Annotated in this window: 19 protein-coding genes and 5 tRNA genes; 20 read left to right on the top strand and 4 right to left on the bottom strand. The window is 60.5% G+C overall.

Annotation, left to right across the window (positions count from 1 at the left end):
• Positions 1 to 158: 158 nt before the first annotated feature.
• The 7 genes from DW112_RS09235 to typA all read left to right on the top strand — a co-directional run bounded on the left by DW112_RS09235 (position 159) and on the right by typA (position 3,968).
• Positions 159 to 235, top strand: a tRNA-Ile gene (locus DW112_RS09235).
• Positions 236 to 302: 67 nt separating this feature from the next.
• Positions 303 to 378, top strand: a tRNA-Ala gene (locus tag DW112_RS09240).
• A gap of 4 nt (positions 379 to 382) precedes the next feature.
• A tRNA-Ile gene (locus DW112_RS09245) sits at positions 383 to 459 on the top strand.
• A 182-nt stretch (positions 460 to 641) separates the two neighbouring features.
• On the top strand, positions 642 to 1,142 hold the full coding sequence (locus DW112_RS09250; protein WP_117564020.1) for a bifunctional nuclease family protein: 501 nt from the start codon (positions 642 to 644) through the stop codon (positions 1,140 to 1,142).
• A gap of 33 nt (positions 1,143 to 1,175) precedes the next feature.
• Positions 1,176 to 1,532 carry a hypothetical protein gene (locus DW112_RS09255; RefSeq protein ID WP_117735835.1) on the top strand — a complete coding sequence of 119 codons (357 nt, stop codon included), beginning with the start codon at positions 1,176 to 1,178 and terminating at the stop codon, positions 1,530 to 1,532.
• A 30-nt stretch (positions 1,533 to 1,562) separates the two neighbouring features.
• Positions 1,563 to 2,012, top strand: a complete 450-nt coding sequence (locus DW112_RS09260; protein WP_117790677.1) for a hypothetical protein — start codon at positions 1,563 to 1,565, stop codon at positions 2,010 to 2,012.
• 117 nt (positions 2,013 to 2,129) lie between these two features.
• Positions 2,130 to 3,968, top strand: a complete 1,839-nt coding sequence (typA, locus tag DW112_RS09265; protein ID WP_006235837.1) for a translational GTPase TypA — start codon at positions 2,130 to 2,132, stop codon at positions 3,966 to 3,968.
• Between the two features lie 128 nt (positions 3,969 to 4,096).
• Here typA and DW112_RS09270 read toward each other — a convergent pair whose 3' ends face one another.
• Together DW112_RS09270 and DW112_RS09275 are read right to left on the bottom strand one after the other, a co-directional pair.
• Complete coding sequence (locus tag DW112_RS09270; RefSeq protein ID WP_118328826.1) at positions 4,097 to 5,242, bottom strand: polymer-forming cytoskeletal protein; 1,146 nt, start codon at positions 5,240 to 5,242, stop codon at positions 4,097 to 4,099.
• Between the two features lie 106 nt (positions 5,243 to 5,348).
• Positions 5,349 to 6,038: a trimeric intracellular cation channel family protein gene (locus tag DW112_RS09275; protein WP_233539158.1), complete on the bottom strand. Its 690-nt coding sequence runs from the start codon at positions 6,036 to 6,038 to the stop codon at positions 5,349 to 5,351.
• A gap of 304 nt (positions 6,039 to 6,342) precedes the next feature.
• On the opposite strand from DW112_RS09275, the gene DW112_RS09910 reads away from it, so the two are divergent.
• The gene (locus DW112_RS09910; RefSeq protein WP_147351847.1) at positions 6,343 to 7,350 is read left to right on the top strand and encodes a hypothetical protein; all 1,008 of its coding nucleotides are present in this window, start codon (positions 6,343 to 6,345) and stop codon (positions 7,348 to 7,350) included.
• Between the two features lie 190 nt (positions 7,351 to 7,540).
• On the opposite strand, the gene DW112_RS09295 is transcribed toward DW112_RS09910, so the two are convergent.
• Together DW112_RS09295 and DW112_RS09300 are read right to left on the bottom strand one after the other, a co-directional pair.
• Positions 7,541 to 7,631, bottom strand: a tRNA-Ser gene (locus DW112_RS09295).
• A 48-nt stretch (positions 7,632 to 7,679) separates the two neighbouring features.
• Positions 7,680 to 7,770: transfer RNA gene (locus DW112_RS09300), tRNA-Ser, on the bottom strand.
• 505 nt (positions 7,771 to 8,275) lie between these two features.
• Here DW112_RS09300 and rpsF point away from each other — a divergent pair.
• The 12 genes from rpsF to carB all read left to right on the top strand — a co-directional run bounded on the left by rpsF (position 8,276) and on the right by carB (position 23,050).
• On the top strand, positions 8,276 to 8,569 hold the full coding sequence (rpsF, locus tag DW112_RS09305) for a 30S ribosomal protein S6 (protein ID WP_006235831.1): 294 nt from the start codon (positions 8,276 to 8,278) through the stop codon (positions 8,567 to 8,569).
• A gap of 48 nt (positions 8,570 to 8,617) precedes the next feature.
• A complete protein-coding gene (locus tag DW112_RS09310) occupies positions 8,618 to 9,070 on the top strand; it encodes a single-stranded DNA-binding protein (RefSeq protein WP_006235830.1) in 453 nt (150 codons plus the stop codon).
• A 72-nt stretch (positions 9,071 to 9,142) separates the two neighbouring features.
• Positions 9,143 to 9,409: a 30S ribosomal protein S18 gene (gene rpsR / locus DW112_RS09315; RefSeq protein WP_006235829.1), complete on the top strand. Its 267-nt coding sequence runs from the start codon at positions 9,143 to 9,145 to the stop codon at positions 9,407 to 9,409.
• A 15-nt stretch (positions 9,410 to 9,424) separates the two neighbouring features.
• Complete coding sequence (rplI, locus tag DW112_RS09320) at positions 9,425 to 9,964, top strand: 50S ribosomal protein L9 (RefSeq protein ID WP_022094073.1); 540 nt, start codon at positions 9,425 to 9,427, stop codon at positions 9,962 to 9,964.
• Positions 9,965 to 10,184: 220 nt separating this feature from the next.
• Positions 10,185 to 11,582 (top strand): replicative DNA helicase, encoded by a 1,398-nt coding sequence (dnaB, locus tag DW112_RS09325; protein ID WP_006235827.1) that lies wholly within the window; start codon positions 10,185 to 10,187, stop codon positions 11,580 to 11,582.
• Positions 11,583 to 11,675: 93 nt separating this feature from the next.
• The gene (locus DW112_RS09330; RefSeq protein WP_055251352.1) at positions 11,676 to 12,962 is read left to right on the top strand and encodes an adenylosuccinate synthase; all 1,287 of its coding nucleotides are present in this window, start codon (positions 11,676 to 11,678) and stop codon (positions 12,960 to 12,962) included.
• A gap of 118 nt (positions 12,963 to 13,080) precedes the next feature.
• A complete protein-coding gene (purD, locus tag DW112_RS09335; RefSeq protein WP_118328829.1) occupies positions 13,081 to 14,385 on the top strand; it encodes a phosphoribosylamine--glycine ligase in 1,305 nt (434 codons plus the stop codon).
• 21 nt (positions 14,386 to 14,406) lie between these two features.
• Positions 14,407 to 15,102, top strand: a complete 696-nt coding sequence (locus DW112_RS09340; RefSeq protein WP_199585368.1) for an NUDIX domain-containing protein — start codon at positions 14,407 to 14,409, stop codon at positions 15,100 to 15,102.
• Positions 15,103 to 15,328: 226 nt separating this feature from the next.
• On the top strand, positions 15,329 to 17,101 hold the full coding sequence (locus DW112_RS09345) for an ABC transporter ATP-binding protein (RefSeq protein ID WP_118328830.1): 1,773 nt from the start codon (positions 15,329 to 15,331) through the stop codon (positions 17,099 to 17,101).
• Between the two features lie 19 nt (positions 17,102 to 17,120).
• Positions 17,121 to 18,086: a hypothetical protein gene (locus DW112_RS09350; protein ID WP_117564028.1), complete on the top strand. Its 966-nt coding sequence runs from the start codon at positions 17,121 to 17,123 to the stop codon at positions 18,084 to 18,086.
• A gap of 208 nt (positions 18,087 to 18,294) precedes the next feature.
• Positions 18,295 to 19,734 carry a glutamine-hydrolyzing carbamoyl-phosphate synthase small subunit gene (gene carA, locus DW112_RS09355; protein ID WP_118065898.1) on the top strand — a complete coding sequence of 480 codons (1,440 nt, stop codon included), beginning with the start codon at positions 18,295 to 18,297 and terminating at the stop codon, positions 19,732 to 19,734.
• Position 19,735: 1 nt separating this feature from the next.
• On the top strand, positions 19,736 to 23,050 hold the full coding sequence (gene carB / locus DW112_RS09360; RefSeq protein WP_118328831.1) for a carbamoyl-phosphate synthase large subunit: 3,315 nt from the start codon (positions 19,736 to 19,738) through the stop codon (positions 23,048 to 23,050).
• Positions 23,051 to 23,132 lie beyond the last annotated feature (82 nt).

The raw sequence follows: 23,132 nt of genomic DNA on the forward strand, positions 1-23,132 counted from the left end.
GAGCCGGAGAGCACTTAATGTGCTCTCCGTGCGAGCAGGACTGTCCGAGCAGGCGACTTCGCATGCCGCCGGGCAGCCGGGGCCGACACCCCTCAAAGATTTTCAAAAAAGTTGTTGACGCGCGCGTAACGACTCGTCTAATATATCCCTTGCGCGATGGACCTGTAGCTCAGTTGGTTAGAGCGTCCGGCTGATAACCGGGAGGTCACAAGTTCGAATCTTGTCAGGTCCACCACTTTCTTTCGCAATAAACACCCCAGCGAGAGCCGAGTCGCCGCTGGGGTGTTTATTACTGTCTCCGTGGGGGTTTAGCTCAGCTGGGAGAGCGCGGGCTTTGCAAGCCTGAGGTCAGGGGTTCGATCCCCCTAACCTCCACCATGATGGACCTGTAGCTCAGTTGGTTAGAGCGTCCGGCTGATAACCGGGAGGTCACAAGTTCGAATCTTGTCAGGTCCACCATCAAAACTGTGAAGAGCCTCGAGGGTTTCCTCGGGGCTTTTTTCTTACCTGCTGGAGTAGTCAAAAGAGCCCCGTCCCAAAAAGACTACTTTGATTTTGTGTGCTGTGCGAAAGTTTGGGTAGTATAGCTATTCAATGCGGCGGGCTGCCGCGTGTTAACCGCTACGTACCGGAGGTGTTCCATGGTTCGTGTCGACATAGAGACCATCGTCATGGCCGCCGGTCCCGTGCCATCGCTTATCGTGCTTCGTGAGCGCAGCAGCAAATCGGACTCGCCCGCGCCGCTGCGTTCCCTTTCCATTCAGACTGGTTCGTTTGAAGCTGCTGCCATCAGCCGCGGCATCGATAGCGGCCGCGCCGAGCGCCCGATTACCCATGACCTGCTGCTCGATACCGTTGACGCCCTGGGTGCCAAACTCGAGCGCATCGAGATCGTTCGCGCCGAGCCGCCGGTGTTCTACGCGACGATCGTCGTACTGGTCGATGGCGAGGAGCGCAAGATCGACGCCCGCCCCAGTGACGCCATTGCCCTTGCCGTGCGCAGCAATGCTCCCATGTTTGTGGAGGACGACATCATGAATCGCTTGGGCACTGTTTCTACCCACGCCGAGGATGTCGACGACGAGCAGGAGTTCGAGAAGTTCGACGAGTTCGTCCATACGCTCTCCCCCGATGACTTCTAAATGCGGGGCGGCAGAGTTGCGGAGTGTTCGCTGATGGCCGGCGGTATGTCGGCTGAGGCGGCGGCCATTGCGCGCGAGGCCCAGATGCGCTCGGAGGCTTCTGAGGCGGCACGCATTGCCTATGTGACGCAGGCCCGCACGCTTCGCGAGCGCCGCGGCTCGTTTATCAAGATGGTTGTCGTCTCCGCCCTTGTCGCGGCTATCTGCTCGCGCCTTCGTGGTACAGTTGGTGCGCTTGGGTTTTCGATCTCTACGGGCCTCGTGATCTGGGGTGTGGTCGATGCGGTAATGCTGACCAACCAGATCAAGGTACTCGACAAGCGCGCGATGGATATGATGCGCGCCCGCGACGCTGCCGCCAAGATTGCTGCCGAGGCACAAGAACTGTAACGACGCCGGACTCGATGGGAAGGTCTAAAGATGGCACAGGATATGCAGGACGCCGCTAACGTCTCCGCCGAGCTCGACGCCATGGTGTGTGACCTGATTGGTGCGTTCTTGGACGACCTGGCCGCGGGCGAGAACCCGGGCGTGGTTGTGGCAATTGAGGACGCCGCTTCCAACCGTTATCTGGCCGCACTCGACGAAGATGGCGAAGAGGCGTGCCTCGAGGCGGCCACCAACTTTATCTCCGAGCATAAGATGGGTCTTAAGGACGAGGGTCTGGGCCGTATCGCCCGCTATGCCATTGGCTATACCGGCTGCGTCGAGATTGACGGAGGCTACCACGACGCTCTGCTCGTGAGCTTCTTTGAGACTACGCTCGAGAGCGGTTTTTCGGCATATGTGCTGTATGAGGGCATGGGCGCCGGCGATGGTTTTATGTGGAGCGACCCTGAACCTGCAGGTGAGGAAACCCCTCTCATCTAAAATCGCTAAAATAAACGAGTTTTCGGTAAAAGGCTCAATATTCCCGCTGAGCGTTGTATCGCTGGGCGGGCCGCATACGCGTGCCGTTTGTATATGGATAGAAGATAGGGGAACTACATGCGCGTAGACAATCTGAGGAACATCGCCATCATCGCCCACGTCGACCACGGCAAGACGACGATGGTCGACAAGCTCCTGCGTGCCACGGACGCCTTCCGTGCCAACCAGCAGGTCGAGGACCGCGTCCTGGACTCTAACGACCAGGAGCGCGAGCGCGGCATCACGATTCTCGCCAAGAACATCTCTATCGAGTACAAGGACGTCAAGATCAACGTCATCGACACCCCGGGCCACGCCGACTTTGGCGGCGAGGTCGAGCGCGTGCTGCGTATGGCCGACGGCGCCCTGCTGCTGGTCGACGCTTTTGAGGGCCCCATGCCCCAGACCCGTTTCGTGCTGCGTCACGCTATCGACACCGGCCTCAAGATCATGATCGTCATCAACAAGATCGATCGTCCGGGCGCCAACCCCGAGAAGGCCTACAACGACTGCCTGGACCTCATGGCCGACTTGGGTGCCACCGACGACCAGCTCGAGTTCGCCATGGAGCACGTGGTCTACGCCAGCGCCATGAATGGCTTTGCCCGCCTCGATCCCAACGACGGCAACATGGACATGTATCCGCTGCTCGATATGATCATCGACGACATGCCCGCTCCCGAGGTTGACGAGAACGCCCCGCTGGCCATGCAGTGCGTGACCATTGACCACTCCAACTTCGTTGGCCGCATCGGCATCGGTCGCGTGTACTCCGGCACCATCCATCAGGGCGATCAGATCCTGGTCGTCAAGAACGACGGCTCCAGCGCTACCGCTACCGTCAAGCAGCTCTTTACCTTCGACTACCTGGGCCGCACCGAGTGCCAGGAAGTCGGCGCCGGTGACATCGCCGCCGTCGTGGGCATCGACCGCACCGATATCGGCGATGTCTACACCGATCCCGAGAACCCCGTCGAGCTCGAGCCCATCGAGATCGACCCGCCGACCCTGTCCATCGTCTTTGAGGCTTCGACCTCCCCGCTCGTCGGTCGCGACGGCGACATCGTGGGCGCCCGTCAGCTCAAGGAGCGCCTGTTCAACGAGGCCGAGAACAACGTAACCATGAAGATCGAGGAGCTCGAGGACAAGAGCGGCGTCGAGGTCTCGGGTCGCGGCATCCTGCACCTGTCCGTTCTGATGGAGTCCATGCGTCGCGAGGGCTTTGAGTTCCAGGTTGGCCGTCCTCGCGTTCTGTTTAAGAAGGACGAGAACGGCAACAAGATGGAGCCCGTCGAGCAGGCCGTCGTCGAGTGCCCGGACGAGTACTCGGGCAAGGTCGTTGAGGTCTTCGGTACCTCCGGCGGCATCATGACGAGCATGGATACCTCGGGCATCGTGACGCACCTCGAGTTTAAGATCCCGACCCGCGGCATCATGGGCCTTAAGAACCGCATCATGAACGTCACCCACGGCGAGGGCGTGTTCTACCACACCTTCTTGGAGTATGGCCCCTACGCCGGCGAGATCGGCAACCGTCAGAACGGCGCCATGATCTCCATGACCACCGAGAAGGCCGTCGCCTACGCTCTGGGTACGCTGCAGGAGCGCGGCCAGCTGTTTGTTGAGCCGGGCACCGAGTGCTACGAGGGCATGATCGTGGGCGAGCGCAGCAAGGCCGGCGACATGGTCGTCAACATCGCCCGTACCAAGAACCTGGGCAACCAGCGTTCCTCGACCTCCGATATCTCCGTCCAGCTGGTGCCGCCTCGCACCTTCTCGCTGGAGGAGGCGCTGGAGTACATCGCCGACGACGAGCTGGTCGAGATTACTCCCAAGAACATCCGCCTGCGCAAGCGTCTGCTCAATGCCACCGACCGCAAGAAGGCTGCCGTCCGCGCCGGCCAGGTCAACAAATAAGCGCCGGGCTTTATAGCTTTAATGAGAAAGGGCGTCGACCGCAATGGTCGGCGCCCTTTTTGGTGCATGGGGATTGAGGCGGCCTACGCCACCACAAAGGTGCCTGTCCCCTTTGTGGTGGTTGGTGGTTAGGCGGTGGGAAGGCCTGGCGTGTTAGCCGGCTGCTGCGGCTTGAGGTGGGCGTTGTGCCAAATGATTTGGATGACGTAGCCGAGCGTGAAGACGAAGGCTACGCCGCTGACAAAGTTGCCCATAAGAGGAAGTGCCGTGAGCGCGCCCGCGACGATACCGCCCGCGGCGGCCATGGCGAAGCGGTTTTGGTTGTGTCCGACCATGCGTGCGATCGCGGTACCCGTAAATGCCGCCGAGACCAAAGCGATGCCGATGATGCTGCACATGAGGGCTCCGGCGAGCGACAGGCCTGCAATCGAGATGATAAGCAGCAGGACGGCGGGAGCGATGGCGACCGTGCCCAGAAGGCCACTTACCCACAGTGGCATGGGATGCTGATGGAGCATGCCGGCGGCGCTGGCGGTTGCGCGCGGAAAGACAAGCTCAAGCAGGATAGCGACAAAGCAGGTGGAAAGCGCTGCGGCAACGATGCCGCCGATCATGTCGTTGACCGTAGAGGTGTTCTCGTTCTCGGTCCGGTCGATCTTGAGGGCTCCAACCTGGGCGCCCTCGGCCCGCTCGGGGTCCTGTGAGACGTGGGCGTTCACCGTGCCGGTGATGCGGGCGTTTTTACCCAGGATGAGCTTGTCGGCCCAGACTTCAACATTGCCATCGACGGTGCCGTCGATGGTAACGGTGTCGCCGGCAAGCGCCGCCGATTTGGCGGAGCCGCGCAGGGCGACCGTTTCGCCCGCCGCGTAAAAACAGTTGGCGGTGCTGCCGGTGTTGAGCACGACGTGCTGGCCGGCCACCGTGACGCTGCCATCGATTGCGGTTTTGGCGATATCGATGGTGCGTGCCGCCAGACGAACGGCGCCGCCTACGGTGCAATCGCGAATCGACAGGTTCTCACCAGCCGCGATAATATCGCGGCCGATGGAGGCGTCGTCTAGGTTGAGACTTTGGCCGGCCCAGTACAGGTCGCCTTCGATACCGGACGGAGTTGAGTCAACTTCGGTTGCGAGCACGTTTCCCGCGGTGTCGGTGCCGGCGAACGACACCGTGGGAAGTGCGGTGAGCGCGAGCGCAATCAGCGCGAATAGGATGGTGATGCGGGCCTGCGCTTTGTGGCGCCGGATCGACGGTACTTGGTTGCAAGGCATAGTGAATCCTTCGTTAGATACTCGACAGGTATCTAACAGGGTACCCACCGCGCGGGCGCTCTAAAAGAATCTCTCGGTTGCATTTCGAGGGGTTGTGCTGTGCTACCTACTTTTTACGGTGCAAAAAGCGCGCGATGTCTTCCTCGGTAGGGCTTTTAATGTCAAAGCGCAGTGATAGCCAGCGCAGCCCCATGGTCACCACAACGCATACGACCAGCGCGGCAACATTGCTCATGAGGCCGCTCATGACGAGGGCTACATAGCTTGCCGATCCGGCGATGGCCGCGATGGCATAGAAGTTGGTGCGTTGGAAAATGCCCGGGACCACGCCCATAAAGCCGTCGCGCAGCATGCCGCCGCCCACGGCGGTAAAGAAGCCCATCATGATACATACGGCGGGCGCAAATCCGTACACCAACGCCTTGTCCGCGCCGGTTGCTGCATAGATGCCGACCGAGATGATGTCGAGCAGGGGAATGAGTTTTTCGGGCTTATCGACGATTGCCGGGAAGATATAGATGATGGCGGCTGTGGCGATGGAGAGCGGTAGTGCCATGGGCTGGTTGAGGATGTAGACGTTGCCGACCTGGAGCGTCATATCGCGCAAAAGACCGCCGCCCAGACCGCAGACCACCGCGAGCGCGACCGCGCCCACCAGGTCGAGCTTGTGCTCGCGAGCGACCAGCACGCCCGAGATCGATGCCGCGACAACGGCGAACATCTCGAGCCAAAATGGGATAGCGACCATGGCATCCGAGGCGTGTGAAGTAACAGTCATAGCGGCGACGACGGGCAAGATGAGGTCCTTTGATTCTCGGGTTTGAACAATGCCCGTACATAGTACATGGTTGGCGGGCGTGGCGACCCCATTGCTCGGTAAACGGTCGGGACCGGGTGGGGGCATGGCGTTGCTGGAATGCCAGGGGTCCAGAACATGTACGTCACCCTCCAAAAACGACATTTTTCGACATCTTTGGAGGCTGACGTACATGTTTGGATTGAGCTCACAGCATGAGTGAGTTGATTTACTCACATCCGGTATATTTCCCCACTTCAACGGACATAAGAGTTGGATACCGGCTCAGAGCGAGAGGCCCTCAATGGATACCCCTGTTCTCATTTCGCATAAAACCGCATGGCTTGTTCATCATGCACCCCAGAATTTGGTTCAGTCTCTTGCGCGGCACGACTACCAGATAGGCGCACAAGGCATCTCCACCCAGCAACGTGCTGCGCGCATACGACAGGCCCTTACCGACTGTGGCATTCCGTCCGATATGCTTAAGACTATCGATATCGCGGTTGTATTCGAATTTGAGCGAATTCGTACCAAAGGCGTCGTCTGCCACATTCTCGGACAAAATCTTCCCTACGAGCATATTAACGAGTTGACGCCCGGAATCTTCATCACCGACGAAGCCTTCACCTTCGTGCTCGCTGCCGAGTGGATGGATAGGATCGAATATCTCGAATATGGCTATGAAGTTTGCGGCGATTATCGCATGAGGCTCAATCCCGCCGACCCTTATACCGAGCAACCAGCCACCACCTCCAAGGATGAAATAATCGAACTGCTCGATCGGCATCCCGGCAAACCCGGTGCCACACGTGCACGGCTCGCGCTCAGGCATATCTACGATCGCTCGGCCTCGCCTATGGAGACCGCTTCGGCAATCGCCCTCTCACTCCCAACAAGCGAAGGCGGCGTTGGCATCCGAGGTATCGAACTCAACAAACCACTCGAGATCCCTCAACGTCTCTGGCATTGCGCCAAAGCTCGAACACTTAAAATCGATGCGCTCGTTACCTACAAGCGCAGGGAGCTCGGTATCGAATATAAGGGCGGTTTTCACGATGAGTTCGAGCGCAAAGGAGCAGATGCGGAGCGAGAGGCCGTTCTCTCCCAAATGGGATATCGAATCGTTACGCTCACTTCGGCTCAGTTCGGCAGCCAACTCGCCTTTCACCGCGCCATGAACAACATTCGCGAAGCACTCGGCATGCCTCGCTGTACCGACACCGGGCACCAGCGAGAGCAAAACGAACTACGCAAGGCTCTTATCCGCAACTGGAAAGGTATGCGAGACGAAGAGGCGCCTTCCGAATAGTGCCACTCCCGTGAGCTCAATCCAAACGTGTACGTCAGCCTTCAAAGATGTCGAAAAATGTCGGTTTTGGAGGCTGACGTACATGTTTTTGAGGGAAGGGCGGGTTCGAATCCCTCCTCCTCCGCCATATTTGCTTGTAAGGGGCTCTAAACAAAAAAGCTCCCGTTGTTGGGAGCTTTCTCAACCAAAATGGCGGAGGAGGAGGGATTCGAACCCTCGTGACCTTATACAGGCCAAACGGTTTTCGAGACCGCCGCATTCAACCACTCTGCCACCCCTCCGCGTGGGGTAAAAACAAAGCAGGCTCGAAGGCCTGCTTTGGAATTAACTGGCGGAGAGTCAGGGATTTGAACCCTGGAGACGCTTTTGACGCCTACACGATTTCCAATCGTGCTCCTTCGGCCACTCGGACAACTCTCCGTTAAATGCGAAAGTCAGTATACACGAGGAATCGCAAAGTGCAAACAGAAAAGTTGGCATTTTTTAAAACGCTTGGCCGTGCTTGGCGCTGCAGTGGGGCTTGAGGTGCCAAAAAACGGCTTCCGACCAGCGTGGTTGATCAACTCAATTGTTCAAAAAAGGGTATTCATAAGCGACTTGGCAATGAATTTAAAAATCTTTGGGTGGTGCTGTGGGCCACTGGTATGCATTTTGCGACCACAGCCTTGTGCCCGTTGACCTGCGGCTTGGCTCAGCTTGTCCCCACGGCACCGTATCTTGTCAACAGATCCGTCAAGCTTTTGGTCAGCATTTGGTTGGAATGCGCATGAAACGTCGTGTGAGTATGGGCATATGTGGAGGTCATGAGGTTGTAGCTGCATATTCTTGCAGCCTAGGAGGTTGAAAGATATTATTACCAAGTCTTTTCCTGCTTCAGGCGCACCTTCACGACCTGAAGCCACATTTGCCCAGAGGAGGTGACAATATGAAGGCTTATGAACTGCTGTTCTTTGTTGACCCGTCGCTCGACCCCGAGACTCGTCTCGCTGTTATGAAGCGTATCGATACCACGATCGCTGAGGGCGCTGGCAAGGTCGACTCCGTTGACGAGTGGGGCAAGCGCAAGCTCGCCTACGAGATCAACGACCTCACCGATGGTGACTACACCCTCATCAACTTCCACGCAGATCCTACCCAGATCGCCGAGCTTGATCGCGTCCTGCGCATCACCGACGCTGTGGTCCGCCACATGATCGTCCGTCGCGACGACCAGGAGTAAGACTGTCGTTTTGGACTGGGCTTGTGCCCCAAGAGGAAGTAGTGAGTTATGAGCATCAATCGAGTGAACATCACCGGTAACCTCACCCGCGATCCCGAGCTGCGCGCCACCGCCGGCGGAACCCAGGTTCTGTCCTTTGGCGTCGCCGTGAACGATCGTCGCCGCAACGCGCAGACTGGCGAGTGGGAGGACTATCCCAACTTTGTCGACTGCACTATGTTCGGCACCCGCGCCGAGGCCGTGAGCCGTTTCCTGGCAAAGGGAAACAAGGTCGCGATCGAGGGCAAGCTGCGCTACAGCTCTTGGGAGCGCGACGGCCAGCGCCGGAGCAAGCTTGAGGTCATCGTCGATGAGATCGAGTTTATGAGCTCCCGTGGTGGCCAGGGTGGCTACGATCAGGGCGGTTACGCCCCCGCAGCTCCCGCGCCCGCAGCACGTCCTGCCGCACCGGTGGCCACGCCGCCCGCGGTCGACGTCTACGATGAGGACATCCCGTTCTAAGGGTTGTTCACCTATTTTTGAGTGAGAGGCGGCTTCGGTTCGCCGAAGTTGCCAAACGAAAGGTATTTTGACATGGCTAATGATTTTTCTGCACGTCAGCCGCGTCGTAAGTACTGCCAGTTCTGCAAGGAGAACACTGAGTTCATCGACTATAAGGACACTCAGCTTCTCCGTAAGTACATGACCGACCGTGGCAAGATCAAGCCCCGTCGCGTCACTGGCGCTTGCACGCAGCATCAGCATGACATCGCCAACGCCATCAAGCGCGCCCGCGAGATGGCTCTCCTGCCGTACACCGTCCCCGTGGTTTCCTCTCGTGGCAACCGCGACCGCGGCTAAGAAGGGAGACGCATCATGAAGGTTATTCTTCTCGATGAGATCAAGGGCAAGGGCGGCGAGGGTGACGTCGTAGAGGTCGCTCAGGGTTACGCTGAGAACTTCCTGTTCCCCAAGAAGCTCGCTGTTGCCGCCACCAAGGGCAACCTCAAGCAGCTTGACGAGCGTCGCAACAACATCGCCAAGCGCGAGGCCGTCCGTCTGGCTACCGCCAACGAGACCAAGGCTGCCTTCGAGGGCAAGACGGTCACCGTTGACGTCAAGGTCGGCGACGAGGGCATCCTCTTTGGCTCCGTTACCGCCGCTATGATCGCTGACGCCATCAAGGCTCAGCTCGGTATGGACATCGACCGCAAGCGCGTCGAGCTCGGTAAGCCCATCAAGGTTGCCGGTGCCCACACCGTTGCCATCTCGCTGTACCGCGAGATCAAGGCCGAGGTTGTCGTTCTCGTCGGCGTTACCGCCGAGGAGCTCGCTGCCGAGGCTGAGGTCGAGGAGGCCGCTGAGGTCGCCGAGGCCGAGACCGCCGAGGTCGAGACTGAGGCTGCTGCCGAGTAGCATTTGCTGCAACGCAACAATCTTGTTCTAAGAAGGGCGCTCTGGGAAACCAGGGCGCCCTTTTGTTTTATTTGCGCTGAGTGAGTGTCATGGTGAACGCTGCGTCGAAGTCCTATACACAGGACCGTTCATCCGTTTGGTTCGGTGATGATTGGCGGCGCGCGGCGCGTTTTGGGACCGTGGCTGATACTATGGATGCTCGCAAGCGATATGAATGAGGATGCTCATGGCATACGACGATAGGGAGACCGGGCTGACGGTTGAGGACCGCGGCTCAAAGTTGGGTCTTCCCCAAAACCAAGATGCAGAGGCCAATGTACTGGCCGCTATGCTGCTATCGCCCGAGGTAGTCGAAGAGGCCCAGGTCGAGCTGCAGCCCGATGACTTCTACCGGCCCATTCATAAGACCATCTATACCGCGATGGTCGATATGTACAACAGCCGCATTCCCATCGACTCCATCTCGCTGATCGATTACCTGCGAAGCATCAACAAGCTTGATGCCGTGGGCGGCGAGGCCTACATTTTGGAGTTGATGGGTCAGACCCTGTCGCTCGTCAACTGGCAGCACCATGCCGCCATCGTTCGCCGCGATTCGATGCTGCGTGAGCTGATCGGCGCCACCAACGAGATCAACGCGCTGGCCTATAACGCTCCCACCGATACCAAAGAGGTCGTGGAGCTGGCCGAGAGCAAGCTGCTCAAGGTCACGGCGCGCGAGGTCAAGTCGAGCTACAAGACGCTGACCGAGTTTATGGTCGAGGCCTATAACGAGGCCGAGGAAGTGTGCCAGGCCGGTGGCCAGGCGGCGGGCGTGCCCACGGGCTTCCCGTCGCTCGATCGCATGCTCATGGGTTTCCGCGAGGGCCAGCTCATCATCATCGGCGCCCGTCCTGCCGTGGGTAAGACGTCGTTCGCCCTGAATCTGGCGCTCAACGCTGCCGCTGCCGGTTATACCGTTGGCTTCTTCTCTCTGGAGATGTCGGGCAAGGAAATTGCCCAGCGTCTGATTTGCGCCTACGCCATGATCTCGATCAGTGACTTCCGCATGGGCCGCATTAGCCCCGAGCAGTGGGCAAATATCAACGAGGCCACGCAGACCTTGTCCAAGCTCGATATTCTGATTGACGATACGCCCGGCACCACGGTGACCGAGATCCGCGCCAAGAGCCGCCGCATGCTCCACAACAAGGAGAAGGCCATCATCATCTTGGACTACCTGCAGCTGGTGAGTCCTCCGCCGGGACGCCGCTCCGAGAGCCGTACCGTCGAGGTCTCCGAGATGTCGCGTGGTCTGAAGATCATGGCCAAGGAGCTCAAGATCCCGCTCATCGCGCTGTCGCAGCTCTCGCGTCAGGTCGAATCCCGTACCGGCAAGCGCCCGCAGCTTTCCGACCTTCGTGAATCGGGCTCCATCGAGCAGGACGCCGATATCGTTATGTTCTTGGACCGCTCCGCCGACGAGGCCGAAGCCTCGCGCGACGATCGACCCGACGAGGGCGTTACGCGTATCGTCGTGGCCAAGAACCGTTCGGGCCCGATCGGCGACGTCGACCTGATGTTCCTGCCGGCATCCACCAAGTTCTATGAGCTTGATGGGGCACATGCCGAGGAGTAGGACAGGCGCCCGTTGCACGGGTATACTGGGAATGTTTTGTGCTTCTGCGTGCCGGCGTGGCGCGTAGACAGTCCATGAATGTAAGGAGTAAACATGCCGTCAACCGTTTTGGTCGGTGCCCAGTGGGGCGATGAGGGCAAGGGTAAGATTTGCGACCTGGTCGCCGGCGACTTCGATGCTGTCGTGCGCTACTCGGGCGGCAACAACGCCGGTCACACCATCGTCGTCAACGGCAAGAAGTACGGCCTGCACCAGGTGCCCTCCGGCATCATGTATTCCGACCACGTGTCGGTGATCGGTAACGGCTGCGTCGTCAACCCCAAGGTTGTCCTTGAGGAGATCGACATGTTCGAGGCCGACGGCATCACCACCAAGAATCTCAAGATCAGCGGCAACGCGCATGTCATCATGCCGTACCACATCGATCTGGATGGCGCCTTTGAGCAGAAGCTCGGCAAGAAGAACATCGGTACCACCAAGCGCGGCATCGGTCCGTGCTACCAGGACAAGATGGCCCGCATCGGCCTGCGCATGCAGGACATGCTGGACGAGGCACTGTTCCGCGACAAGCTGGAGACCGCTCTCGCCCGCGTGAACCCCGAGCTCGAGCTCATCTACAACCTGCCCACCTACACCGTGGACCAGATTTGCGACGAGTACCTGCCCATGGCCGAGCGCCTGCGTCCCTACATCACCGAGACGAGCCTGCTGCTCAACAACATGATCGATGAGGGCAAGGACCTGCTGTTTGAGGGCGCCCAGGCGACGCTGCTCGACATCGACCACGGCACCTATCCGTACGTGACGTCTTCCAACTGCACCGCCGGCGGCGCCATCACCGGCTCCGGCGTGGGCATGAAGAACGTTGACCGCGTGCTGGGCGTCATGAAGGCCTATATCACCCGTGTCGGTTCGGGCCCCATGCCCACCGAGCTTTCCTACGAGTCCGAGGCCGGCCACACGCTGACCGAGGAGGGCTATGAGTACGGCGTGACCACCGGTCGCCGTCGTCGCTGCGGCTGGTTCGACGGCCCCATCGCCAACTACGCCTCGCGCGTCAACGGCCTCACCGATATCGCCCTGACCAAGCTCGACGTGCTTTCGGCCTTCGACACCATCAAGGTGTGCGTGGCTTACGACGTCGATGGCGAGCGCTACACCAGCGTGCCCGAGCATCAGGTGCGCTTTGAGCATGCCAAGCCCATCTACGAGGAGCTTCCCGGCTGGAAGTGCGACATTACCGGTTGCCGCAGCTTTGACGAGTTGCCGCAGGAGGCTCAGGACTACGTGGCGTTTATCGAGGATCTGGCACACACCCGCGTGACGTTCATTGGCGTTGGCGCCGGTCGCGAGCAGATTATCAACCGATTCTGGAAGTAATCGGGACTATTTGGTTATTGCGATATACCCCTTTGCAGCCCAAGCGGGCGGCCGAGGGGTATATTTGCTTGCAAAGGGCTCGCGCGGAGCGAGCCATTCATCCATAGAGGAGGCACCCTTGAAGGCGGACACTCAAACCACCGACATCCTGTTGTTGGGCAGCGGCGGCCGCGAGCATGCTTTGGCAGCTAAGCTCGCAGCATCACCGCGCGCCGGCAAGCTCTACATCGCGCCGGGTAACGGCGGCACCGCGAGCTGCGGCGAGAACGTTGTTCTCGACGACTGCGATCCTGCGGCCGTGGCGGCGTTTGCGCAGAGCCACGGATGCGGACTCGTGGTAATTGGCCCCGAGGCTCCGCTCGTGGCGGGCGTGGCCGACGCCGTGCGCGCGGCAGGTATTCCCTGCTTTGGCCCGGGTGCCGAGGGTGCCCAGATGGAGGGTTCCAAGCTGTTCTCCAAGCAGCTCATGGAGCGCGCCGGTATCCCGACGGCAGCCTATGGTTCGTTTACCGACGAGGCTTCGGCTCTCGCCTACGTGCGCGAGCAGGGCGCTCCGCTGGTCGTGAAGGCCGACGGCCTTGCCGCGGGCAAGGGAGTTATCGTGGCGACCGAACTTGAGCAGGCCGAGGAGGCCGTGCGCGAGTGCTTTGGCGGCACCTTTGGCGATGCCGGCAACACCGTGGTTATCGAGGAGATGCTCGTTGGTCCCGAGTGCTCGCTGCTCGCCTTTACCGACGGCAAGACCGTGCGCCCCATGGCCACCTCGCAGGACCACAAGCGCGCCCTCGAGGGCGACAAGGGCCCCAACACCGGCGGCATGGGCGTCTACAGCCCGGTGCCCATCGTGACCGACGAGGAACACGCCACCATGGTGGCGGTCATGGAGCAGACCGTTGCCGAGCTTGCTGCCGAGGGCATCGACTACCGCGGCTGCCTGTATGGCGGCTTTATGCTCACGCCTGCCGGCCCCAAGGTGCTGGAGTTCAATGCCCGCTTTGGCGACCCCGAGACGCAGGTCGTGCTGCCGCGCCTTAAGAACGACCTGGTTGAGGTCATGCTCGCCTGCGCCAACTGCGAGCTCGATCAGATTGAGCTCGACTGGCGTGACGAGTGGGCTGTGGCCGTTGTCCTGACGAGCGCGGGCTATCCCGGCAGCTACGAGAAGGGCAAGGTCATCACCGGCATCGCCGACGCCGAGGCCATGGAGAACGTGACCGTGTACCACGCGGGCACTGCCATGGTGGACGGCCAGCTCGTGACCAATGGTGGCCGCGTGCTCGCCGTGACCGCGCTGGGCGACACGTTCGAGAACGCTCGCAACCTTGCCTACGAGGCCTGCGAGAAGATTGATTTTGAGGGCAAGACTCTGCGTCACGATATTGGCCTGCGCGCGCTGCGCGGCCGCGACGCCTGGGATGCCTAAAATCCGAGAGGAATGAGACGGATGGACGAGAAGAGCGAAGAGCTCGTGGATGCGCAGATCGTTGAAGAGGACAGCCGCATGTATGGGCACGCCGAGGGCGAGCCGGGCGGCGAGGTCGCTGACGAGCCGGTGCTGGTGCTGGGGGATGACGACCCGCATGACGCTCTGCTGCACGAGAAGATTCTTTCGGAGGAGTGCGCCTGGAAGGGCAAGATCCTCGACGTCCACCGTCTTGAGGTTGAGCTGCCCAACGGTCGCCGCAGTGCCCGCGATATCGTTCGCCATCCGGGTGCGGCGGCCGTTGTGGCGCTGACCGAGAGCGGCAAGATCGTACTGGTGCGTCAGTACCGCACCGCCATCGACCGCGTGACGGTCGAGATTCCCGCCGGCAAGCTCGACCCGGGCGAGGACCCACTCGATTGCGCTAAGCGCGAGCTACACGAGGAGACGGGCTTTAGGGCCGGTCGCATTCGCTTTTTGACGTCGATTGTCACGTCCTGCGGTTTTTGCGACGAGATCATTCACATCTACTTGGCTACCAAGCTGGAGTTTGATGCGCCCAACCCCGACGATGACGAGTTTGTCAACGTTGACCTGGTGCCGCTGCACGAGCTGATCGACGCCGTGCTCGACGGCAAGATCGAAGACGCCAAGACCGTCGTGGGCGCCTTGGCCTGCGATAGCATCGCGCATCGACTTGGTGGAGCGGAGCTTTAACGAGTGGGGCGACCTGGGGGTCATTTTGCCAACGTTATTGGTGCGGGGGCTATGACCTCGCAGGTTTGTGTAAGTCAGCGAAAGTGCTCCATTTGAGACAAGGTGGCCTAAAAAAGGAGGGAAGCGTATGGATATACGCGACCGACGATTGAAGGCCAGATTGTCCAAATGGAGCACTTGCAGCGTCGAGACGAAACGCGGTTTGGTAAAACCGCGTAAGGTGACTATGTTTAAGAGGTTTCTTTCGTATTACAAGCCCCAGATGGGGCTTTTTGTTGCTGATACTGTTTGTGCTCTGGTACTTGCCGCCATTGACCTGGCGTTTCCCATTATCTTGCGCAATTTGACCGGTGGGCTATTTACTCAGGGTCAGGCTGCCATTATGCAGGCGCTCGGCATGATCGCGGTGGGCTTGGTGCTGATGTATGCCGTCCGCTGCGCCTGCCGCTATTTTGTGAGCTATTGGGGCCACGTGATGGGCGCGCGCATGGAGTCCAAGATGCGCGAGGACCTGTTCGACCAGTACGAGCGCTTTAGTTTTGCGTACTTCGATCGCAACAGCTCGGGCGACATGATGAGCCGCGTGGTCAACGACCTGTTCGATATCTGCGAGGCGGCGCACCACGTGCCCGAGTGGATCATCATCTGCGGCATCGAGATTATCGGCTCGTTTGTGATCCTCTTTACCATCGCCCCGGTGCTGGCGCTCGCCATGGCTGTGGTGACAGCAGCGTTTGCGGTCATCATGTTTTGGCAGAACATGCGCATGCGCGAGGTCTTTAGCGACAACCGCAAAAAGATCAGCGGCATCAATGCGCAGCTGCAGGATTCGCTGGCGGGCATGCGCGTGGTCAAGAGCTTTGCCAATGAGGAGACCGAACGCTTCAAGTTCCGCGCCTCCAACAATCGCTACCTTTCGTCCAAGGAAAACATGTATCACGCCATGGGCGTCTATACTGCGACGTATGGCCTGCTCTCGGGTGTGCTCTATGTGATCGTGGTACTGCTGGGCGGCTGGCTGGTCGCCCAGGGTCAGCTGCAGGCGGTCGATATGGCGACCTTTGCACTCTATATTTCGCTGTTCTGCACGCCGCTCGAGACGCTCGTCAATTCGGCCGAAACGTATCAGAAGGCCATCGCCGGCTTTAAGCGCATGGACGAGGTGCTCTCGACCGCGCCGGATATCCAGGACAAGCCGGGCGCCACGGATCTGCAGGTGACCGCCGGCGCCGTGGATTATCACGATGTGTGCTTTAACTACGAGGATGTTGAGCTGGGCGAGGGCGATGCCGACGAGCGTCCCGTTATCGACCATATGGACCTGTCCATCAAGCCCGGGCAGACCATCGCTTTGGTTGGCCCTTCGGGCGGCGGCAAGTCCACGACCTGTTCGCTGCTGCCGCGCTTTTATGACGTGGCTACCGGATCCATTAGCATCGACGGCCAGGACGTGCGCGATGTGACGCAGCAGAGCCTGCGCCGCGCCATCGGCCTGGTGCAGCAGGATGTCTATCTATTTGACGGTACGATTGGCGAGAACATCGCCTATGGCAAGCCGGGCGCTACGGCTGAAGAGATCGCCGAGGCCGCCCGTCGCGCCAACATCGATGCCTTTATCGAGTCGCTTCCACAGGGCTATGACACGGTCGTGGGCGAGCGCGGCAGCCGTCTTTCGGGCGGACAGAAGCAGCGTGTTGCCATCGCGCGCGTGTTTCTCAAGAACCCCAAGATCCTTATTTTGGATGAGGCGACGAGTGCTTTGGATAACGAGAGCGAGGAGGCGGTGCAGGAGTCGCTCGAAGAGCTGGCACGCGGCCGCACCACGATTATCATCGCCCACCGTCTTTCGACCATTAAGCATGCCGATGAGATTGCGACCGTTGAGCATGGTCGCGTTGTGGAGCGTGGCACGCACGAGGAGCTTCTCGCCCGTGGCGGCACCTATGCCCGTTACTATCGAATGCAGTTCGAAGGTGCGCGTGCGCACGAGCTCGACTGATTGATATGACAGGAAGTTTATGGCTGACAAGAACCCTTTGACTCCGGAAGAAGTGACGGAGTTATTCTCCGAAATCGATGCATCCGGTGTCTTGGATCCCACGCTTGCCAAAAAGCGCACCGAGCGCATGCGTGAGAAGGAGGCTGCGGCCAAGCGCGGTGACAAAGCGGCGCTAGCGCAGCTGCGCAGCGAGGACCGCGCGAGCCAGGCAAAACATATCGACCCGCTGTCCGAGGACGACCCTTCGGGCTCGCAGGTGAGCCATACCATTACGAAGACTGCCATGGCCGTGGTCATTGGCATCTTGGTGCTGATTGTGGGCATGCAGATTGGCTACGGCGTGATGCGACGCCTGAACACCGCCAACCTGTCCGAGAGCGTTTCGGTGGATACCGTTTCGACGGCGCTGAAGGGCGGCCTTGAGTGGGGCAACGGCTTTACGCAGTTCCCGCTCGACTTTACCGTCGATGAAGCTGATGAGCGTACGGGCACGGTCGAGGTGACGGTGTTGGACACATCGTCTGCCAACGAGCTCGAGCTGCTGTCCAACGGGCAGATTCAGGCCGCTGCGCTTGCGACCAACGCGCTGCTCAACGATAAGATCGACCGCGTGGTGTATAACGTTCACGCCTATATCGACGAGGATAGCAACATTCAGCACGATTCCTTCTTTGGCATGTTTCCCGCGCGGGGTCATCAGAGCGCCATTTTGACGTTTGTGTGGACCAAGAGCTCATCCAACGCCACGAGTATCGACTGGAAGATGCGCATCGTAAGCATGGACGACACCATTGCCGAGCGCATTCAAAAACAGGTGAACTCGGTTTCGTCGCTGATCGAGGACCCGGTGGTGAGCCAGACCAAGATTGACGAGGAAAAGGCCGAACGTGACCTGGAGCATCGTCTGCATGGCCGCGAGATTTTCCGCGGCGGCAAGCCCGATCGCTCACCGTCCGATCTGCTGGAACAGGACAAGCAAAAGTAAGAGGCCATTATCCCGCGTGAGCCACAAGCCCACGCGGGATAATTTTTCTGGGACGGGGATTAAATAATCATTATGCATAGAAAGTCATAATTATCATTTCGTAAACATTTCGATGAAATTAACGCCATGAGGCATGCTTGCGGTTACAATACCGCGAGGCCTAACTACACACCTTTAAGCCGGTCCTGTGAGACCGGGAAGGAGAATTATGGCGAACAACCATACCGCGGGCGCTGCCGCCCGCACCTTCGCGCCCAGCGAGCTTTGCCAGCGTATGCTGGCCAAAACCAGCAAGGGCACCTGCGGTCCCTGTATCCTGTATCTTGAGGATGGGACCATTTTTTATGGACGTGCATGCGGCGCCGAGGGCACCGCGACCGGCGAAGTCTGCTTCAACACCTCGCTCGAGGGCTACTTTGAGGTCATGACCGACCCGAGTTATGCCGGCCAAATTGTAACCATGACCTATCCGCAGATCGGCAATTACGGTATCGACGAGACCGATGTCCAGTCGGCCTTCCCCGGCGACGCCGTGCGCCCTGCGAGCGCTCCGGCTATGCGCGGCATGATCGTTCGCGATATGTGCGCCACGCCTTCTAACTGGCGCTCGGCCGTCAGCGTGCCGGAGTACCTGCGCGCTCACGGCATCGTCGCTATCGAGGGTATCGACACCCGCGCTCTGGTGCGCCATCTGCGCGACAATGGTTCCAAGATGGGCATTATCTCGACCGAGATCTTCGACGTCGACGAGCTTGCCGAGCGCTTGTCCGCTGCGCCCACGCTGGTAGGCGAGAACCTGGTCAAGACCGTAAGTTGCCCCGCGCCTCACGAGTTTGTGGCTGCCGACCTGCCTGCCACGCATGACTTTGCGCTTGCGGCTGCCGCTCCTGCCCGTCACAAAGTGGTCGCCTACGACTGCGGTGTGAAGCGCGGTATTCTGGAGGGCCTGGTCCGTGCCGGCTGCGATCTCACCGTCGTGCCGTGGGATACGCCCGCCCAGCAGGTGCTCGACATGAATCCCGATGGCGTCTTTTTGTCCAACGGCCCCGGCGACCCCGATGCCGTGGTGGAGACCTATGAGCAGGTACAGCAGCTGATCGGCAAGGTGCCGGTCTTTGGCATTTGCCTCGGTCACCAGATGATCAGCCTGGCCTGCGGCGCCCAAATGGAAAAGCTTAAATTCGGTCACCGTGGCGGTAACCAGCCGGTTATGAATCTGGTGAGCCGTCGCGTGGAGATCACCGCGCAAAACCACGGCTTTGGTCTGCTGTTCCCCAGTCTGGGCAAACTGATTCCGGAGCTTTCCGGCGGCGAAACCGAGCATGCGGCCGATGGCGACCTGCGCGCCTGGGTGCGTCGCGGCATCGCGCCGGTCGTGATGAACGAGCGCTTTGGTCGCATTCGCCTGACACATGTGAACCTCAACGACGGCACCGCCGAGGGCATCCAGCTGCTCGACGCCCCGTGTTTCTCGGTCCAGTACCACCCCGAGGCTTCGCCTGGCCCCACCGATGCCCACTATCTCTTTACCGCCTTTACGCGACTCATGGACGGCGAGGAGAACTACCTGGACATCGACACCGCGAAGGACCGCCTCGCCGGCTGGAATTTCGCCGAGTCCGAGAACGCTGCGACCGAGGAGAACTAACATGCCGAAACGTACTGACATCAAGCGCATCCTCGTTATTGGTTCGGGCCCCATCGTTATTGGCCAGGCCTGCGAGTTCGACTACTCCGGCGCCCAGGCCTGCAAGGTACTCAAGGAGGATGGCTTTGAGGTCATCCTGGTCAACTCCAACCCGGCGACCATCATGACCGACCCGGGCTTGGCCGACCGCACCTATGTCGAGCCCATCACCGCCGAGTTTATCGAGCGCGTGATCAAAAAGGAGCGCCCGGACGCGCTGCTGCCCACGCTGGGCGGCCAGACCGGTCTGAACGCCGCCGTCGAGCTGGCGAAAGACGGCACACTGGACAAGTACGGCGTCGAGATGATCGGCTGCGATCTGGCCGCTATCGAGCGCGGCGAGGACCGCAAGCTCTTTAACGAGGCCATGGCCGAGATTGGCCTGGAGGTCGCGCGCTCGGGCTATGCTTACAGCGTGGCCGACGCCGAGGCCATCGCCGAGCGCGTGGGCTATCCCTGCGTACTGCGCCCGAGCTTTACCCTCGGCGGTGCCGGCGGCGGCATCGCTCACACCCACGAGGAGCTCGTTTCCATCGTGAGCCAGGGCCTGGAGCTCTCGCCTGCCCACGAGGTGCTGGTCGAGGAGTCCATCGAGGGCTGGAAAGAGTATGAGATGGAGGTCATGCGCGACCACGCCGGCAACGGCATCATCGTGTGCTCCATCGAGAATCTCGACCCCATGGGCGTGCATACCGGCGACTCCATCACCGTGGCGCCGGCGCAGACGCTCTCCGACCTTGAGTATCAGCGCATGCGCGTGGCCTCGCTCGCCATTCTGGAGAAGATCGGCGTCGAGACCGGTGGCTCCAACGTGCAGTTTGCCGTGAACCCCAACACCGGTCGCTTGATCGTCATCGAGATGAACCCGCGCGTGAGCCGTTCGTCCGCGTTGGCCTCCAAGGCCACGGGTTTCCCCATCGCCAAGGCCGCCGCGCGCCTGGCCGTGGGCTACACGCTCGACGAGATCGTCAACGACATCACCAAGGCAACGCCTGCCTGCTTTGAGCCCACGATTGACTACTGCGTGGTCAAGGTGCCGCGCTTTGCCTTCGAGAAGTTCAAGGGTACCGACCCCACGCTCACCACGCGCATGAAGGCCGTGGGCGAGATTATGGCGATCGGCCGCACCTTTGAGGAGGCCTTCGGCAAGGCCATGCGTTCGCTGGAGGACGGTCACCAGGGTATCTGCGCCGGTGGCAAGGAGGGTGCCGACAAGCTGAGCGACGAGGAGCTCGCTCAGGCCGTGGCAACCCCGACTGAGCACCGCATCTTCTTTGTGGTCGAGGCCCTGCGTCGTGGCTGGGATGTTGCGCGTATCCATGCCATCTGCGGTATCGATCCGTGGTACCTCAACCGCATCAACGACATGGTGCAGGTCCAGGAGAGCATTCGCGGCCTGCGTGTGGAGGACATTGACGCCGACGCGATGCGCCTGCTCAAGCAGTACGGCACGAGCGACGCCGAGATCGCTGCGCTGACTGGCTCCGATGAGCGCTTTGTGCGCGCTTACCGCAAGGGTCTTGGCGTGGTCCCCAGCATGAAGACGGTCGACACCTGCGCTGCGGAGTTCTCGAGCGCCACGGAGTACCACTACAAGACGTACGAGAACATCTACCGCACGAGCCCGGATGCCAAGAAGTGCGTGGCTCCCGACGAGACCACGCCGGCGGACAAGCCCAAGGCGATGATCCTGGGCGCCGGCCCCAACCGCATTGGCCAAGGTATCGAGTTCGATTACTGCTGCGTGCACGCGAGCTACGCACTGGCGGCTCGCGGCTTCGAGACCATCATGGTCAACTGCAACCCCGAGACCGTTTCGACTGACTACGACACCTCGGACCGCTTGTACTTTGAGCCGCTCACCTACGAGGACGTCATGGACGTTATCGATGTCGAGCGCCCCGACGGTGTCGTGGTGACGCTCGGCGGCCAGACTCCGCTTAAGCTGGCGCGCATGCTCGAGGAGAGCGGCGTGAACATTATGGGCACCAAGCCCGATGCCATCGACTTTGCCGAGGACCGCGAGCGCTTCGCCGCTCTGCTCGACAAGCTGGGCATCATGTACCCGCCGGCGGGCCAGGCCACCTCGTTTGAGGAGGCCGAGGCCGTGGCCGCGCACATCGGCTATCCGCTGCTGGTGCGCCCGAGCTATGTGCTGGGCGGCCGCGGCATGATGATCGCCTACGATGCCGAGCATCTGCGCGATTACATGGCCGAGGCCGCGCGCATTAGCCCCGACTACCCAGTGTATCTGGACCGCTTCCTGGAGGGTGCGATTGAGTCCGATGTCGACGCCCTGTGCGATGGCGAAGAGGTATACATCGGCGGCATCCTGGAACATATTGAGGAGGCCGGTATTCACTCCGGCGACTCTGCGACCTGCATCCCACCGTTTAGCTTTAGCGAGAGCCTGCAGACGAAGCTTCGCGAGACCACACGCCGCATCGCGATGGCGCTGGGCGTACGCGGCCTGGTCAACGTGCAGTATGCCATCAAGGGCGAGACCGTCTACGTGATCGAGGCCAACCCGCGTGCCAGCCGTACCGTGCCGTTCATCTCCAAGGCCACCGGCGTGCCGCTGGCCAAGTGCGCGGCGCGTATCATGGCAGGCGATTCCATCGCCAGCCTGGGCCTGCCGAGCGACGAGCGTCAGCTCGATTGGTTCTGCATGAAGGAAGCCGTTATGCCCTGGGGTCGTTTCCCGGGCGCCGACGTTATCCTGGGGCCCGAGATGAAGTCGACGGGCGAGGTCATGGGTATCGCCAAGAGCTATCCCGAGGCATACGCCAAGACGCAGCTGGCGATCGACTACAAGCTGCCCGACCCCAGTGCCGGCAAGGTATTCATCAGCGTGTGCGACCGCGACAAGCGCCATATCCTTTCGGTCGCCCGCATCCTGCGCTACCTGGGCTTTGACATCTGCTCCACCGAGGGTACGGCGCGCGTGCTGCGCGGCGGCAACGTGACGTGCGAAGTCGTGGAGAAGATCAGCGGCCCGCACGACGGCGAGTGCCCCAACATCGGCGACCTCATCGCCGATGGCAAGATTGCGGTAATCATCAACACGCCGTACGGTCCGGGCTCGCGTGGCGATGGCTACCTGCTGCGTACTGAGGCCGTGCGCCGCGGCGTGACCTGCGTGACGGCGATGTCTGCCGCCAACACGTACGTGAGCGCCATCGAGGCCGTGCGCGAGGACCAGCAGGGTCACGGCAGCGCCAACGACATGGGCATGGACGTCATCGCCCTGCAGGACCTGCCGCAGCACACGGTGTAGTTGACCTGGCCGGCCGGGGCGGAGGGGGCCGAGTTTCCCCCTTCGCTCCGGCTGCAAGCAGAGTCGCTCAGTGGGAAACTCG

It is taken from the genome of Collinsella sp. AM09-41 (assembly GCF_003473245.1).
GTDB lineage: Bacteria > Actinomycetota > Coriobacteriia > Coriobacteriales > Coriobacteriaceae > Collinsella.

Bases quoted from the DNA above. Each gene is read 5' to 3' on its own strand.
- DW112_RS09250 (WP_117564020.1), top strand. From the start codon at position 642: ATGGTTCGTGTCGACATAGAGACCATCGTCATGGCCGCCGGTCCCGTG.
- DW112_RS09255 (WP_117735835.1), top strand. From the start codon at position 1,176: ATGGCCGGCGGTATGTCGGCTGAGGCGGCGGCCATTGCGCGCGAGGCC.
- DW112_RS09260 (WP_117790677.1), top strand. From the start codon at position 1,563: ATGGCACAGGATATGCAGGACGCCGCTAACGTCTCCGCCGAGCTCGAC.
- typA (WP_006235837.1), top strand. From the start codon at position 2,130: ATGCGCGTAGACAATCTGAGGAACATCGCCATCATCGCCCACGTCGAC.
- DW112_RS09270 (WP_118328826.1), bottom strand. From the start codon at position 5,242: ATGCCTTGCAACCAAGTACCGTCGATCCGGCGCCACAAAGCGCAGGCC.
- DW112_RS09910 (WP_147351847.1), top strand. From the start codon at position 6,343: ATGGATACCCCTGTTCTCATTTCGCATAAAACCGCATGGCTTGTTCAT.
- rpsF (WP_006235831.1), top strand. From the start codon at position 8,276: ATGAAGGCTTATGAACTGCTGTTCTTTGTTGACCCGTCGCTCGACCCC.
- DW112_RS09310 (WP_006235830.1), top strand. From the start codon at position 8,618: ATGAGCATCAATCGAGTGAACATCACCGGTAACCTCACCCGCGATCCC.
- rpsR (WP_006235829.1), top strand. From the start codon at position 9,143: ATGGCTAATGATTTTTCTGCACGTCAGCCGCGTCGTAAGTACTGCCAG.
- rplI (WP_022094073.1), top strand. From the start codon at position 9,425: ATGAAGGTTATTCTTCTCGATGAGATCAAGGGCAAGGGCGGCGAGGGT.
- dnaB (WP_006235827.1), top strand. From the start codon at position 10,185: ATGCTCATGGCATACGACGATAGGGAGACCGGGCTGACGGTTGAGGAC.
- DW112_RS09330 (WP_055251352.1), top strand. From the start codon at position 11,676: ATGCCGTCAACCGTTTTGGTCGGTGCCCAGTGGGGCGATGAGGGCAAG.
- DW112_RS09340 (WP_199585368.1), top strand. From the start codon at position 14,407: ATGGACGAGAAGAGCGAAGAGCTCGTGGATGCGCAGATCGTTGAAGAG.
- DW112_RS09345 (WP_118328830.1), top strand. From the start codon at position 15,329: ATGTTTAAGAGGTTTCTTTCGTATTACAAGCCCCAGATGGGGCTTTTT.
- DW112_RS09350 (WP_117564028.1), top strand. From the start codon at position 17,121: ATGGCTGACAAGAACCCTTTGACTCCGGAAGAAGTGACGGAGTTATTC.
- carA (WP_118065898.1), top strand. From the start codon at position 18,295: ATGGCGAACAACCATACCGCGGGCGCTGCCGCCCGCACCTTCGCGCCC.
- carB (WP_118328831.1), top strand. From the start codon at position 19,736: ATGCCGAAACGTACTGACATCAAGCGCATCCTCGTTATTGGTTCGGGC.